This is a genomic window from Streptomyces sp. NPDC025793, from assembly GCF_055558375.1.
The window spans coordinates 150,571-164,785 of the sequence record NZ_JBVHMR010000002.1 but is presented as its reverse complement, the minus strand read 5'-3'; the positions used below and the strand labels follow the sequence as shown (position 1 = coordinate 164,785).

General features: G+C 72.7%; 12 protein-coding genes. 2 read left to right on the top strand and 10 right to left on the bottom strand.

The genetic code is table 11. The annotated features are described in order from the left end of the window. Window positions 1-168 precede the first annotated feature (168 nt). The 7 genes from pheA to ACZ4MF_RS04535 all read right to left on the bottom strand — a co-directional run bounded on the left by pheA (window position 169) and on the right by ACZ4MF_RS04535 (window position 7,614). Window positions 169-1,101 carry a prephenate dehydratase gene (gene pheA, locus ACZ4MF_RS04565; protein WP_356032365.1) on the bottom strand — a complete coding sequence of 311 codons (933 nt, stop codon included), beginning with the start codon at window positions 1,099-1,101 and terminating at the stop codon, window positions 169-171. A gap of 174 nt (window positions 1,102-1,275) precedes the next feature. Beyond that, window positions 1,276-2,559, bottom strand: a complete 1,284-nt coding sequence (gene efeB / locus ACZ4MF_RS04560; protein WP_467489740.1) for an iron uptake transporter deferrochelatase/peroxidase subunit — start codon at window positions 2,557-2,559, stop codon at window positions 1,276-1,278. A gap of 8 nt (window positions 2,560-2,567) precedes the next feature. Continuing rightward, window positions 2,568-4,610, bottom strand: coding sequence for a copper resistance CopC/CopD family protein (locus tag ACZ4MF_RS04555; RefSeq protein WP_467489738.1), 2,043 nt, complete (start codon window positions 4,608-4,610; stop codon window positions 2,568-2,570). 13 nt (window positions 4,611-4,623) lie between these two features. Continuing rightward, window positions 4,624-5,115, bottom strand: coding sequence for a copper chaperone PCu(A)C (locus ACZ4MF_RS04550; RefSeq protein ID WP_467489737.1), 492 nt, complete (start codon window positions 5,113-5,115; stop codon window positions 4,624-4,626). Then, a complete protein-coding gene (locus tag ACZ4MF_RS04545) occupies window positions 5,112-5,765 on the bottom strand; it encodes an SCO family protein (protein ID WP_467489735.1) in 654 nt (217 codons plus the stop codon). Before ACZ4MF_RS04545 ends, ACZ4MF_RS04550 begins: the two co-directional genes overlap by 4 nt. Window positions 5,766-5,882: 117 nt before the next feature. Next, entirely contained in the window at window positions 5,883-6,620 is a 738-nt protein-coding gene (locus tag ACZ4MF_RS04540; RefSeq protein ID WP_467489733.1) for a YcnI family copper-binding membrane protein, read from the bottom strand. A 139-nt stretch (window positions 6,621-6,759) separates the two neighbouring features. Then, window positions 6,760-7,614 carry a hypothetical protein gene (locus tag ACZ4MF_RS04535; protein ID WP_467489731.1) on the bottom strand — a complete coding sequence of 285 codons (855 nt, stop codon included), beginning with the start codon at window positions 7,612-7,614 and terminating at the stop codon, window positions 6,760-6,762. 234 nt (window positions 7,615-7,848) lie between these two features. Between ACZ4MF_RS04535 and ACZ4MF_RS04530 the strand changes: the two genes are divergently transcribed. Beyond that, on the top strand, window positions 7,849-8,319 hold the full coding sequence (locus ACZ4MF_RS04530) for an ATP-binding protein (RefSeq protein ID WP_467489729.1): 471 nt from the start codon (window positions 7,849-7,851) through the stop codon (window positions 8,317-8,319). 25 nt (window positions 8,320-8,344) lie between these two features. Here the strand turns inward: ACZ4MF_RS04530 and pdxR are convergent, their stop codons facing one another. The 3 genes from pdxR to ACZ4MF_RS04515 form a co-directional block, all read right to left on the bottom strand. Then, on the bottom strand, window positions 8,345-9,718 hold the full coding sequence (gene pdxR, locus ACZ4MF_RS04525) for a MocR-like pyridoxine biosynthesis transcription factor PdxR (RefSeq protein ID WP_467489727.1): 1,374 nt from the start codon (window positions 9,716-9,718) through the stop codon (window positions 8,345-8,347). Between the two features lie 67 nt (window positions 9,719-9,785). Continuing rightward, a complete protein-coding gene (locus ACZ4MF_RS04520; RefSeq protein WP_467489725.1) occupies window positions 9,786-11,246 on the bottom strand; it encodes an aminopeptidase P family protein in 1,461 nt (486 codons plus the stop codon). Window positions 11,247-11,396: 150 nt separating this feature from the next. Then, window positions 11,397-12,929, bottom strand: a complete 1,533-nt coding sequence (locus tag ACZ4MF_RS04515) for a PP2C family protein-serine/threonine phosphatase (RefSeq protein WP_467490644.1) — start codon at window positions 12,927-12,929, stop codon at window positions 11,397-11,399. 490 nt (window positions 12,930-13,419) lie between these two features. Between ACZ4MF_RS04515 and ACZ4MF_RS04510 the strand changes: the two genes are divergently transcribed. After that, window positions 13,420-14,085, top strand: coding sequence for a bifunctional DNA primase/polymerase (locus ACZ4MF_RS04510; protein ID WP_467489723.1), 666 nt, complete (start codon window positions 13,420-13,422; stop codon window positions 14,083-14,085). Window positions 14,086-14,215 lie beyond the last annotated feature (130 nt).

Below are 14,215 nucleotides of genomic sequence, written 5' to 3'. Positions count from 1 at the left end.
GGTCGATGGCCGCATCGGGGGCGTGAGGGACGATTTGTCGACCGACTCATGCACTCGTGTCGACTTGTCCCCAGGTCGAGAAGCGGACCTGTGGATAACTTCTGTGGATAACGATGATGTGCAGGTAGGACTGGCGCGAAGCGAGTGACGACCGGTCCTGCGGCCCGATCAGAACCGGCCGTCCTGGCAGCGCGCCACCCAGTCCGAAGCGGCCATGAACTCCTCGTCCGAGGCCCATGCCGGCGTCGGCCGGGCCCCGGCCGGCGCGATGTCCGCGCGCGGGTAGGAGCCCAGGAAACGCACCTGGAGGCAGATCCGCTTCAGCCCCATCAGCGCCTCCGCCATCCGCCGGTCGGAGATATGGCCTTCGGCGTCGATGCAGAAGCAGTAGTTGCCGATCCCGGCGCCGGTCGGCCGGGACTGGAGCAGCATGAGGTTGATCCCGCGCGAGGCGAACTCGCCGAGCAGGTCCCGCAGGCCCCCGGGGTGGTCGTCGCGCTGCCACAGCACCACCGAGGTCTTGTCGGCACCGGTCGGTGCGGCGGGCCGGGCCGGGCGGCCGACCAGTACGAACCGGGTCTGCGCGTTCTCCGCGTCGTGGATCCCGGTCTCCAGGGCCTGAAGTCCGTACCGGGCGGCGGCGAACTCGCCCGCGAACGCGGCGTCGTAGCGGCCCTCCTGGACCAGGCGGGCGGCGTCCGCGTTGGAGGCGGCCGACTCCCAGACCGCGTCCGGGAGGTGTGTGCGCAGCCAGTTGCGCACCTGCGGCTGGGCCGCCGGGTGGGCGGAGACGGTCTTGATGTCGGTGAGCTTCGTGCCGGGCCGGACCAGCAGGGCGAAGGTGATCGAGAGCAGCACCTCGCGGTAGATGGTCAGCGGTTCGCCCGCGACGAGCTCGTCCAGGGTGGTGGTGATGCCGCCCTCGACGGAGTTCTCGATCGGCACGAACGCGGCCTCGGCCTCGCCCGCCCGCACCGCGTCCAGCGCGGACTGCACCGACACGTACGGGGTCAGCTCCCGGGTGGCCGCTTCCGGGAGTGTCCGCAGGGCGACTTCGGTGAAGGTGCCCTCGGGGCCGAGATACGCATAGCTCGCTGGCATGTCCCTCACCCTAATGGCCGCAGGCCGCCCCGGCCCGGCGGTCTCACGAGAGCCACTCGACCGGATGGTTTGAACCCGGAAAGCCCAGTAAAACCGGTAAACCCCGTAACCTCGCCGCATCCCGGACCGACCGGGTTCCGGGCCGACCGCATTCCGGACCGACCCGGTCCCGGGCTAGCCTTCCAGCAGCCGCTGCCCCACGTACTCGCCCTGCGCCGCACCGCCCGGCACCGCGAACAGGCCGCTCGCCTCGTGCCGGATGAACGCTGACAGCGCGTCGCCCCGGTCGAGCTTGCGCTGCACCGGGACGAAGCCGCGCAGCGGGTCCGCCTGCCAGCACACGAAGAGCAGACCGGCGTCGGGCGTGCCGTCCGCGTCGAAGCCGTCGTGGTACGAGAACGGGCGCCGCAGGATGGCCGCGCCGCCGTTCTTGTCGGGCCGGGTGATCCGCGCGTGCGCGTTGAGCGGGACGACGTAATTGCCCTGGGAGTCGGTCTTCTCCAGGTCCATCGGGGTCGTCTCGTCGCCCCCGGACAGCGCCGCCCCGTTGGCCTTGCGACGCCCGATGACCTGCTCCTGGGCGGCCACCGACAGCTTCTCCCAGTCGTCCAGAAGCATCCGGATACGGCGTACGACGGCGTAGGAGCCGTTCGCCATCCAGGCGGGCTCGCCCGAGGCGGGCACGAAGATCCGCCGGTCGAAGTCGGAGTCGGACGGCTTCGGGTTGCGGGTGCCGTCGAGCTGGCCCATGAGGTTGCGGGCCGTCATGGGGTGCGCGGTGGCGCCCGGGCTGCGGTTGAAGCCGTTCATCTGCCAGCGCAGCCGGGCCGCGCCGCCCGTGTCCTTCTGGATCGCGCGCAGGGCGTGGAAGGCGACCAGGGCGTCGTTCGCGCCGATCTGCACCCACAGGTCGCCGTCGCTGCGTGCCTTGTCCAGGTGGTCCGAGGAGAAGTCCGGCAGCGGGTCCAGCGCGCCCGGCCGCTGCTTGTCCAGGCCGGTCTTCCCGAAGAAGCCGTACCCGAACCCGAAGGTGATCGTCAGCGAGGAGGGGCCGGCGTCGCGGGCCACGCCGGTGTCGTCGTGCGGCGCGGCCTCGCCCGCCATCAGCCGCTCGGCCGTCGCCGACCAGCGGCGCAGCAGGGCCGCCGCCTCCTTGCGGCCGGCGCCCGCCGCCAGGTCGAAGGCGACGAGATGACCGCGCGCCTGGAGGCCCTCGGTGATGCCGGGCTGATGTTTCCCGTGAAACATCGCCCGGTCGGAGCCCACCGAGGTGAGCGGGGTGGCCGAGGCGGGCGCGGTGGCGTAGCCCACGGCCCCGCCGGCCGCGCCGAGCACGAGCCCGGTGGCGCCGGCGGTGCCGAGCAGCGCGCGCCGGGAGACACCGCGGCCGCGTGCGGACTCGGGGGTCTGCGGCACCTCGGCGGAGGTGCGGGCCTGCGGGACGGACTGGTCGGTCATGGTGTGCTTCAGCCGATCTGCGCGTTCTTGGAGACGGTCACCTGGTCGATGTCGGAGGTCCGCACGGTGACGGCGATCTTCCAGTCGCCGGCCAGGGGGATCTGCACTCCGCTCGCCGACCAGTGGCCGGTGGTGATGTGCTCGGGGGTCACGGGAAGGGGGCCGATCTTCTTCGCCTCAAGGGTGAATTCGACCTTCACCTCAGGGAGGTCGAAGGGCTTGCCGCTGGGGTTCTGGACATAGAGATGCATCTCGTTCGCGCCCACGCCCGCAGGGTCGAGGTCGATGCTGACGACGCCCTTGCCGTTGGTGCCGCCGGTGTCGAAGGGCATGTCCAGGGTCAGCGCGCCGTTCGTGGGCGCGGTGGCGGCACCGGCCGAGGAGGAGGTGGCGGCCTTGGCCTCCAGCTCGGTGCGGCCGGGCTCGGTCTGGGTCAGCCAGGTGGTCACGGCGAGCAGCACGACCGCGACGCCCGCCTCGGCGAGCACCGAGCGGCGCAGTCCGGAGCGGTGGGCGTCGCCGTCGCGCAGCCGCTTCTGCCGGGCGGCGGCCATGGCGGCCCGCTGCCGGGCGAGTTGCTCGGCCCGCTGCGGGTTGCCGCTCGTCCTGCCCTTGCCGGTGCCCTTAGCGGCGCTCTTGTCAGCGGACTGCTTGGCCGCGCCGGTCGTCACCCGCTCCTTCTCGGCCTCCGTCGCCTTCTCCGCCTCGTCGGCGGCCGCCTCCTCCGCCTCGGTCTGCGCACCCGCGACGGTGACGCCGGCGAGCCGCCGGGTCCAGCGCCGCGACACCGACGCGATGGCGACCATCACGGCCACCAGACCGATCTTGACCAGCAGCAGCTGGCCGTACCGGGTGTCGGTGAAGGCGGACCAGGAGCCGAGCTGACGCCAGGACTGATAGGTGCCGGTGGCGGCGAGCGTGACGACGGAGCAGAAGGCGAGCCGGGAGTAGCGGCGGACGGCGGCGGCCTCGACCGGTGTCTCGGCGGGCGCCCGGTACAGGGCGACCAGCAGCGCGGTGAGCCCGCCCAGCCAGGCGGCGACGGCGAGCAGATGGAGGACGTCGACGGGCATGGCGATGCCCGGCTGGAGGCCGACCGAGGCGTGCTCGGCCATGGCCCAACTGGTCGCGAGCCCGGCCGCCACGACCACTCCGCCGATCGCCAGCCCGAAGGTCAGATCGCGTTTCTCCTGGCCCGCTTCCCTTGAATCGGGCAGTCGGCGCGAAGCGCCGTCGGGCAGGGTGGTGGGAGACGGGCGGGTGTAGGCGCCGAAGAGGACGGCGATGAAGAGCGCTGCGGCCGCGAGCAGCAACAGCCGGGAGACCAGGGCGGCGCCGGTCTTCGTCTGGAGCACCGGCCCGAGCAGCCCGAGGTCGAAGACGTCGGCGAACTTCCCGCTGGTGGTGTACGCGCCGCGCAGGAGCAGCAGCCACAGGGTGGCCGCGGTGAGCGTGAGCCAGCCGCCGACGACCAGGCGCTGCACGGGCCGTACGCCCGCGCCGCGCTGCCAGCAGGCGAGCACGAAGGCGGCGCCGCCCGCGAGCACGATGAAGCCGGCGTACGACGCGTACCGCCCGATCGCGTAGAGCGCGCCCACGGTGCCGCCGCCAGCGGTCGGTCCGGTGCCGCTGACGACCGTCGGCGAGGGCGCCCCGACGGAGAAGGTGTAGGCGCCGGAGACGGGGTGGCTGTCGGCCGAGACGACCTGGTAGGTGACCGTGTAGGTGCCCTTGCCCAGCCCGCTCCTGAGCTTGACGGCGTACGTCGTCCCGCTCAGGTTGGCGGGCCTGCCGGTCTGCACCGGCTTGCCGCGGGGGTCGAGGACGCGCAGGGAGTCGTCGTTCATCGCCACCTTCTCGGAGAAGGTGAGCGCCACCTGGCCGGGTGCCTGCTTGACCACCACCCCCTGCGCCGGGTCGCTGCCGGTCAGCGCGGCGTGGGCGGAGGCCGGGGCGGCGCCCGCGAGCAGCACGCCGGCGACGGCGAACAGCAGCAGCACCAGGCTGCGCAGGGCGCCGCTCCTCCCCTTGGGGGTGATGGTCCGCGTCAAGGTGGTCCCTCCCTCAGTGGCCGGTCGCCGGGTTGTACGTGGCGGACCTCACCGGCATCTCGACGGTGAGGGGCCCGGACGTGGCGAAGGTGAGCTTCACGGTGACCGTCTGGCCCTGCTTCGGCCGGCGCTTCAGCTTCTCGAACATCAGATGGTTGCCACCGCTTTTGAACACGAGTTGACCGTGGGCGGGTATGGCGAAGGAGGTCTGCTCCCGCATGGTGCCGCCGGTGGTGCTGTGCATGGTGACCTGGCCGGCGACCTCGCTCGTCACCGAGGTCAGCTCCTCCTTGGCGCCGCCCTTGTTGGTGATCGTCAGAAAGCCGGCCGCCATGTCGGCGGCGACGGGCTGCGGCATGTACGGCCCGCTCACCGACAGTTCGGGCTTCGAAGAGCCGGATCCGGAGCCGGACCCGGAGTCCGAGCAGCCGGCGAGGGCCAGCGCACCGGCGAGGGCGGCGGCCGTGCTCACCAGGGCGGAGCGGCGCGTCACGGGACGGTTCACGGATTGGCTCCCTTGACGAGCTTGGGCAGGTCCTTGGTGTAGTCGTCGACGGTGGCGTCCTCGCCGTAGAGGACGTAACCGCCGTTCGTCTTCGGCGAGAACGCCATGACCTGGGTGCCGTGGACGGAGACGAGCTTGCCGTTCTTGTCCTTCGTCGTCGGCTCCACGGAGATGCCGAGGGAGCGGGCGCCGGCCTGGATGGTGGCGAAGTCGCCGGTCAGGCCGATGAACTGGGGGTCGATGCCCTTGAGCCACTTGCCCAGTTCGGTGGGGGTGTCGCGACCGGGGTCGGTGGTCACGAACACGACCCGGAGGTCGTCCTGCTCGGCCTTGGGCAGCGCCTTCTTGGCGACGGCGATGTTGCTCATCGTCGTCGGGCAGATATCGGGGCAGTGCGTGTAGCCGAAGTAGACCAGGGTCGGGTGGCCCTGGGTCTCCTTGCGGAGGTCGTACTTCTTGCCGTGCGTGTCCGTGAGGACCATGTCCGGCTTGGCGAAGGGCTGGTCGAGCACGGTGGCGGGCTTGCCGGAGTCGGACTCCTGCGAGACCGCGGTGACCGGCGACTTGTCGTCGCCGCTGCCGCACGCGGAGAGGGCCAGGCCGGCGGTGGCGGCGAGCAGCACGGCCGCTGCGAACGTCTTCTTGCGCATAGAGAAATGTCCCAGATGTAAGAACTCCGGTGCGCACCGGGGCCGGACGGGCGGGTCCTGCGGGCGGGCCGTACGAACCTGCCGTACGGCCCCGGTGCGCGCTCCGGAAGGAGGGGGCTAGGCGGTCCGGCGGCGGCCCGCGAAGACGCCGTAGGCCACGCCCGCGGCGCCGACGACGATGCCGATGATGCCGAGCACGCGCGCGGTGGTGTCGGTGTCGTGCGCGCCGGAGTCCGTGGCGGAGGCCGCGGTCCCGGTCTTGTCGGAGGTGTCCTTGGCGTTCGCCGAGCCGCCGTGGCCGTCGGTCGCGGCGGACAGCTGGAGGACGGGGGCCGGGTTCTCCGGCTCGTCCTGGCCCGCCTGCGGCACCTCGATCCAGCGCACCACTTCCTTGTCGGAGTAGGTCTGGAGCGCCTTGAACACGAGCTGGTCGGTGTTGTCCGGCAGGGCGCCGAGGGAGAGCGGGAACTTCTGGAAGTAGCCGGGCTGGATGCCCTTGCCGTCGGCGGCGGTCCAGGTGACCTGGGAGACGGCCTCGTCGATCTTCTCGCCGTGCATGGTCAGCGGCTTGGCCAGCTTGGTCTTGGTGACCTTCACGTTCCATCCGGCGATCGGCTCGGGCATGACCGAGGCGAGCGGGTGGTCCGTGGGGAAGGTGACCTCGACCTTGGTGGTCGAGGCGTTGTCGCGTTCGTTGGGGACCTTGAAGTCGACGACCGCGTAGCCGCCCTTGGCCGCGGCGCCCTCCGGCTGCACGGAGACGTGCGCGAAGGCGGGGGCGGACAGGGCGAGGACGGCCGTGCCCGCGACGGCGGTGGCGGCGGTGACCCGAGAGGCGATGCGAGAAGCCTGCATGGCAGGAGCACTCCACTGGTGAGAGTTCCGGTGACGAAGAGAGGTACGCGTGGGCACGCGTGCGTGCCGCGCGACGGCGGCCTCTTCACGGTCGGAACCGCGTTCCCGGTCGGAACCGGGGCGGAGTGCGCGCGTCGCGTCAGGCGGCGAGGAGGAAGGCGGTGGCGGGCGGGCCGCGCCGGATCACCGCGTGCCGGAGTGCGGTGGTGTGCGGGGCGGGTGCCTCGTCCCGGGCGGTACGACGGCCGCGTGGGAAGGGATCGGCGGCGGGCAGCAGCCCGGCACACAGGGCGCACGCCAGCGCGAGCGCCGCGCGCAGGGACCGTACGAGCGCTCCCTCGGCGACCCCGTGCGCCGACAGCTCGATCAGCCGCACCAGGGCCAGATCACCCCGGCGCAGCAGCCAGCCGGCGGCGACGGCCGCGAGGACGTGGCCGAGCAGCATCGGCAGCGACGGCAGCAGCCCCGCGGCGGAGCCGGTGGCACCGTGCGCGCCGGACAGGACGTGCAGGGCGGCGACGGGCCGGCCGGCGCGGTCGATGAGGCGCGCGTCGAGCAGCAGGTGGAAGGCGTGCCCGGGGGTGAGCGCGGCGGCGTTCGAGCCGCACAGCAGCCGGGCGGCGTTCTCGACGAGTGCGGTGTCGCTGAGCGACGAACCCGGCGCGCCGGACGCCCCCGGGGTGGTCATCACCATGCCGCCGGAGGCCATCGCGGCCCCGTGCTGGCCCAGCCCGAACAGCGCGTGCAGCGCGGTCTGGCCGAGCGCGAGCAGCGCGGCGATGCCTGGCAGTGAGCGGGCCCGCCCGGCGAGCGGCACCACCACCAGCAGACAGCCCAGGAACCCGGCCCCGAGCGTCCACAGCGGCACACTCGCACAGGAGGCCAGGGCGTGTCCGCACGCGGCCAGCACGACACAGACCGCGGCGAACACCGCGGCCCGCAGGATCCGGAGCCCTGCTCCGGGGTGCGCCGTGCGCGCGTGGGGGGCAGTCATGGCGGCCTCATCATCGCACTGCCCTTATCGGCTTCCTACGGCAGGGCGCGGGAGTCGGCCGGAGGCAGGACGCGGGAGCCGGCCCGCGGCAGCGCGCCCCGGCCGTCCCTCATACACCGATTCCTCCCGACGCGCATCGGCTGTATGGGCGGTGTCACGTCAACGATGTGCTTACGGCCCCCTATGGGCGGCAATAGGTATCGGTATGTCGAGCCGCGGCCAGGAGGCTGGAGCATGAGCATCTGGTGGTCACTCCATCTGCGTCGCGAAGCAGCGAGCGTGCCGCTCGCCCGGCGGTTGCTGATCGGCACCATGGAGACGGCGGGCGTCGACCCCGAGATCTCCTACGACCTGTCAGTCGCCCTGAGCGAGGCCTGCGCGAACGCGGTCGAGCACGGCGGGGACAGATCCCGGGACGGCTCGGTGGAGGCGTACCGGGTGACGGCGTACCTCGACGGCGAGAAGTGCCGTATCGAAGTGGCCGATTCGGGGCCGGGGTTCGGCCCGGGGTTCGGCCCGGGACTCAGCCGCACCCAGGACATCCGGCCCGCCCGCGCGGACGCCGAGCACGGCCGCGGGCTGTGTCTGATCCGGGAGCTGGCCGATCACGTGCACATCGGCGCCAAGCCGGGCCGGGGCGGGACGGTGGTCAGCTTCGACAAGATCCTCAAGTGGACGAAGGACCCGTCACTGCTGACGGCGTGACGGATGGGCGCGCCGTAGCCGCCCGTCAGCCGTCCAGCACCTTCGCCAGCGCCTCCAACGCCTCCGGATACGCCCGTTCCCGGGGTGTGCCATAGCCGACGACCAGGCCCTGGGGGCGGTCGGCGGGGGCGCCGGGGGTGTGCCAGTGGTCACCCAGGACGCCGAGTGCCAGGCCCTGCGCCTGCGCGCGGGCGAGGGCCTCGGCCTCGTCGGGCACGTCGATCAGGGCGTGCAGTCCGGCCGCGATCCCGCGCACGCCCCGGCCCGACCCCAGCCGGTCCAGCAGCTGGTCGCGGCGGCGCCGGTAGCGCAGTCGGCACGCGCGCACGTGCCGGTCGTAGGCGTGGCTGTCGATCAGCTCGGCGAGTGCGAGCTGGCCGATGGTCTCGGTGTGGTGGTCGCTGTGCAGCTTGGCGTCGGCGACCGCGTCGACCAGGTGCGCGGGCAGCACCATCCAGCCGAGGCGGAGTGCGGGGCCGAGGGTCTTGGAGGCGGTGCCCAGGTAGACCACCTGGCCCGGCGCCATGCCCTGGAGCGCGCCGACCGGCTGGCGGTCGTAGCGGAACTCGCCGTCGTAGTCGTCCTCGACGATCAGCCCGCCACGCGCGCGTGCCCAGTCGCCGAGCGCCCGCCGCCGCTCGGGGTGCAGGGTGACCCCGGTCGGGTACTGGTGCGCCGGGGTGACCACCACGGCGGCCGCCTCGCCCAGCTCCCCGGGCCGCACCCCGCGCGCGTCCACCGGCACCGGGCGCACGGTCCCGCCATTGCGCCGCACCACTTCCCGGTGGAACGGCAGCCCGGGGTCCTCCATGGCGACGGTGGCGCCGTCCAGCACACGCGTGAGGAGCGCGAGGCCCTGGACGTACCCGGAGGTGATGACGATCCGTTCCGGGGGCGCGACGACGCCGCGGGCCCGGCCCAGGTAACCCGACAGGGCCGTGCGCAGTTCGACGCGGCCGCGCGGGTCGCCGTAGTCGTACGCCAGGGAGGGTGCCGTCGCGATGGCGCGGCGCAGCGCGCGCAGCCAGGCCGCGGCCGGGAACGCGCCGACGTCCGGGCTGCCCGGGCGCAGGTCGAAACGCGGCGCACGCGTGTGTGCGGCGGCCTGCGGGCCCGTGGCGTCCAGGGCGGGCGGCAGCGCGGCGACCCGGGTGCCCGAGCCCTGCCGCGCCGTCAGATAGCCCTCCGCCACCAGCTGGTCGTACGCCGCCTTCGCCGTGCCCCGGGAGACTCCGAGGTCGGCCGCGAGGCGCCGGGTGGCCGGCAGCCGGGTCCCGGGCGCGAGCCGTCCGTCCCGGACGGCGTCCCTGAGTGCCCGCTCCAGCCCGATCCGACGGCCGTCCCCCGCGTCGGTCTCAAGATGCAGGTCCACACCCGCACCGGACCAGAAGTCGTCCACGAATACCCTCCCCCTAGGCATGCCGATGGCCGGGCGCCTCCCCGGCACCCGGCCATTGAAACGCAGATCAGCCCTTCAGCGAGGCCATCCACGCCTCGACCTCGTCGGACCGGCGCGGCAGCCCGGCCGAAAGGTTTCGGTTGCCGTCCTCGGTCACGAGGATGTCGTCCTCGATGCGGACGCCGATGCCCCGGTACTCCTCCGGCACCGTCAGGTCGTCGGCCTGGAAGTACAGGCCCGGCTCGACCGTCAGCACCATGCCCGGCTCCAGCACACCCTCCACGTACGTCTCGGTGCGCGCGGCGGCGCAGTCGTGGACGTCCATGCCGAGCATGTGGCCGGTGCCGTGCAGGGTCCAGCGGCGCTGCAGGCCCAGCTCCAGGACGCGCTCGACCGGGCCCTCGACCAGGCCCCACTCGACGAGCCTCTCGGTGAGCACGCGCTGGGCGGCGTCGTGGAAGTCGCGGTACTTGGCGCCCGGCTGCACGGCCGCGATACCGGCCTCCTGGGCCTCGTAGACGGCGTCGTAGATCTTCTTCTGGATCTCGTTGTACGTGCCGTCGACGGGCAGCGTGCGCGTGACGTCGGCGGTGTAGAGGGTGTGGGTCTCCACGCCGGCGTCGAGCAGGAGCAGGTCGCCCGAGCGGACCGGGCCGTCGTTGCGGACCCAGTGCAGGGTGCAGGCGTGCGGGCCGGCGGCGCAGATGGAGCCGTAGCCGACGTCGTTGCCCTCCACGCGCGCGCGGAGGAAGAACGTGCCCTCGATGTAGCGCTCCGAGGTGGCCTGCGCCTTGTCCAGGACCCTGACGACGTCCTCGAAGCCGCGGACGGTCGAGTCGACGGCCTTCTGGAGCTCGCCGATCTCGAACTCGTCCTTGACCAGCCGGGCCTCGGAGAGGAAGACGCGCAGCTCCTCGTCGCGCTCGGCGGTGACCTTGTCGGTCAGGGCCGCCTCGATGCCGGCGTCGTAGCCGCGCACGACACGCACCGGGCCGGTGGCCGCGCGGAGCGTGTCGGCCAGCTCGCGCACGTCGGCGGCCGGGATGCCGTAGAGCGCCTCGGACTCGGTGAGGGAGTGGCGGCGGCCGACCCACAGCTCGCCCTGGCCGGAGAGCCAGAACTCGCCGTTCTCGCGGTTCGAGCGGGGCAGGAGGTAGATCGTCTCCCGGTGGCCCTCGGCAGTGGGCTCCAGGACCAGGACGCCGTCCTCGGTCTGGTTGCCGGTGAGGTACGCGTACTCGACGGACGAGCGGAAGGAGTACTCGGTGTCGTTCGAGCGGGTCTTCAGGTTGCCCGCCGGGATCACCAGACGCTCGCCCGGGAAGCGGGCGGAGAGCGCGGCGCGGCGGCGCGCGGTCTCGGCGGCCTGCGGGATCGGCTTCAGGTCACGCAGCTCCGTGTCGGCCCAGCCGGACTGCATGTTCTCGGCCAGCTCGTCGGAGACGCCCGGGTACAGGCCGTTCTTCCGCTGCTTGATGGGCTCCTCGGACGCTTCTTCCGGGGTCTCCGGGTTGAGCTCGTCGGACACGTGATCCTCCTCGGTACGGCGTGTGATCTCCCCCGGCGGCCCACGTCGCTCGCGATCGTCTCCGAGCGGGGGCCTCCATCATCGTACGGTCGTACCGCGGACGGACCAGGGTCGGATGACCTGTTATGCCCGGTCATGCATTCCGGACGCTCAGTCGAAGCGGGCCGCCAGCAGGACCACGTCCTCCTCGCTGTCGGCCGCGTCCAGGCCGTCCGGCAAGGCGGTGCGCAGGACGTGGTCGGCGACCGCGTCGGGGTCGTGGCGCAGCGCGCGCGGGATGCTCGCTGCGGCCGTGTGCAGCCGGGCGAAGGCGCGGTCCATGGGGTCGCCGGTACGGTGCAGCAGCCCGTCGGTGTAGAGCAGGACCGTCTCTCCGGGCTCGGCCTGGATCTCCACGCTGGGCGCCTCCCAGCAGGCGAGCATGCCGAGCGGGGCGGAGACGGAGGTCTCGGCGAACTCGGTGCGCCGCCGGCCGATGAGCAGCGGCGGGCTGTGTCCGGCGCCGGCCAGGGTGACCTTGCGCAGGGCGGGCTCGCAGTAGGCGAACAGGGCGGTGGCCGAGCGGGCGGGCTCGGTCAGCCGCAGCAGCAGCTCCAGGTCGGACAGGACGGCGACGGGGTCCTCGCCCTCCATCACGGCGTACGCGCGCAGGGAGGCGCGCAGCCGGCCCATGGCGGCGACCGCGCTCGGGCCGGAGCCGGTGACCGAGCCGACGGACAGGCCGAGGGCGGCGTCGGGCAGCGGCAGCGCGTCGTACCAGTCGCCGCCGCCGCGCGGGCCGGTGCGGTGCCGGGCGGCGAGCTGGACGCCGGGCACGCGGGGCAGCCGGGCGGGCAGCAGTTCCGCGGTGATGGTCGCCACGCGCGCGCGTGCGCGCTCCACCTCCAGCAGCCGGGCCAGGTGCTCGGTGGCGTGCCGGACGTAGAGGCCGGTCAGGTGGCGCCGGCGCTCGTCGGGCTCGGCGGGTTCGTCGTAGAGCCAGACGGCGGCGCCGAGGCGGCCGGCGGACTCGCCGGCGAGGGGCAGGGCGTAGCTGGCGGCGTAGCCGAGGCGGGCGGCGACCTCGCGGTGGCGGGGGTCGAGGCCGTCCTCGGCGAGCAGGTCGGGGTGGGCGATCTCGGTGCCCGCGCCGGTGTCGTAGGGCAGGGCGCCGCGCGGGACGGTCTCGATGTGGCCGAGGTCGGCGCGGCCGAGGCCGAGGCCGAGGGTGGTGTGCGGGCCGAGCCCGTCGGCGGGCTCCAGGACGACGAGGCCGCGGCGGGCGCCGACGAGGGTCGATCCGGCGCGCAGCAGCTCGTGCAGGGCGGGTTCCAGCCGGTCCGTGCGGGACATGCGCTCGGTGAGTTCGTGCAGGGTGGTGAGGTCCGAGACCCAGCCGGCCAGCCGGTCCTGGAGGAGGGCGCCGGGGGCGGGGGCGCCTGGGGCGGGGGAGTCGGGCGCGGTGACGGAAGCGGCGTCCGTGGAGGAGGGGGCGTCCGGGGCGGGGGGAGCGGGCGCGACAGTGTGTGTGGGCGTCGGAACCGTTGAATCGATTCCAGCCACTTTCGGAGGGTGCGGGGCACTCATGGTGTCCGGCTTCCAGACCGGTGCGTATTGCTCAGAAGCATCGCAAACCCCCATGTCATTCTGCGCCGCTAGCAGTGTCTCCACATGTACACGCACTCGTGAGGGGATGTCCAGCATTGTCCTGCGGGGATTCCTGGTGTCCATGAGTCGGACGAGGTTTCCCCCGAACCCCTTGCCTTACTGCCAAGTTGGCTGAAAACTGCCTCGGGTATCGGTTCATTGCGGTCGACTGGCCTTGCTCCACAGAGCGTCACAGCGGTCGTGATGGGTACGTACTCGGAGAAGGCCAGGGGTGGTTGGGGGCTACCCGGAACCTGGCGACGGACCCGGGCGTCATAGCCACCGACGGCCGAGCCCCATCCTCCGTGGCGGAGGCGGAGAGAAATACGCGCGACGGCAAAAACGCCATACTTCGCCACCCCTCACGCCGCAGCCGTGCTTTTTGACCGACGCACTACGGACGCGGCCCATGCTCGACCCCTTGGGGATCCCCCTGCCGTGCGCGGGGGTGTGATGCGCCAATAGGTACGCACAGTGAAGTGATCGACACATGGTGTGATGTGGACCACGGTGTTGCCAGCGGTGCAACGGAAAGGAACGAGCGCTCATGCGCGAGATCCTCGGAAGGCGACGCAGGCTCCTGTCCAGGCGGAACGGCGGGGGACCTGAGCTGATCGACGCGGCCCTGACCTTCGCGACCGAGTGGCAGTGGCCGGTACTCCCGGGTGTGGCCCCGGTTCCGCGGGGGCGGGCCCGCTGCGGCTGCCCCGACCCTGAGTGCACAGTGCCCGGAGCGCACCCCTTCGACCCCGGCCTGCTCGCGGCCACCACCGACGTTCGCATGGTGCGCTGGTGGTGGACCAACCGGCCGAGCGCCCCGATCGTCCTCGCGACCGGGGGCAGGGCTCCCTGCGGGGTGAGCCTGCCGGCGCTCGCCGCCGCGCACGCGCTCGCCCTGCTCGACCGCCGGGGCATGCGCCTCGGCCCGGTGATCGCCTCGCCCACCCGTTGGGCGCTGCTGGTCAAGCCGTACTCCATGGAGCAGCTGGGCGAGCTGCTCTACGCCAAGGACTTCGTCCCCGGCTCCCTGCGCTTCCACGGCGAGGGCGGCTATCTCGCCCTGCCCCCGTCCGAGACCGGCGAGGGCGCCGTCCGCTGGGAGCGCGCTCCGCTGCCCGGCTCGGCCGCACCCTGGGTGCCCGATGTGGAGGCGGTGGTCGACGCCGTGGTCGACGCCCTCACTCGTACGGGTGTGAGCGCGCCCGAGTTGTAGGGCTGTCGGCGCGGGTGCGGTGGTCGGGCCGCGCTCGCTCGTTATCTTCCGCACATGCTGCCAATTTCCGGGGGAAACCGACCATCCGGGGGAAACCGACCATCCGGGGAACACCGACGCCGCCCGCCAC

Bases quoted from the DNA above. Each gene is read 5' to 3' on its own strand.
- pheA (WP_356032365.1), bottom strand. From the start codon at position 1,101: ATGCCAGCGAGCTATGCGTATCTCGGCCCCGAGGGCACCTTCACCGAA.
- efeB (WP_467489740.1), bottom strand. From the start codon at position 2,559: ATGACCGACCAGTCCGTCCCGCAGGCCCGCACCTCCGCCGAGGTGCCG.
- ACZ4MF_RS04545 (WP_467489735.1), bottom strand. From the start codon at position 5,765: ATGCGCAAGAAGACGTTCGCAGCGGCCGTGCTGCTCGCCGCCACCGCC.
- ACZ4MF_RS04540 (WP_467489733.1), bottom strand. From the start codon at position 6,620: ATGCAGGCTTCTCGCATCGCCTCTCGGGTCACCGCCGCCACCGCCGTC.
- ACZ4MF_RS04535 (WP_467489731.1), bottom strand. From the start codon at position 7,614: ATGACTGCCCCCCACGCGCGCACGGCGCACCCCGGAGCAGGGCTCCGG.
- ACZ4MF_RS04530 (WP_467489729.1), top strand. From the start codon at position 7,849: ATGAGCATCTGGTGGTCACTCCATCTGCGTCGCGAAGCAGCGAGCGTG.
- ACZ4MF_RS04515 (WP_467490644.1), bottom strand. From the start codon at position 12,929: ATGCTGGACATCCCCTCACGAGTGCGTGTACATGTGGAGACACTGCTA.
- ACZ4MF_RS04510 (WP_467489723.1), top strand. From the start codon at position 13,420: ATGCGCGAGATCCTCGGAAGGCGACGCAGGCTCCTGTCCAGGCGGAAC.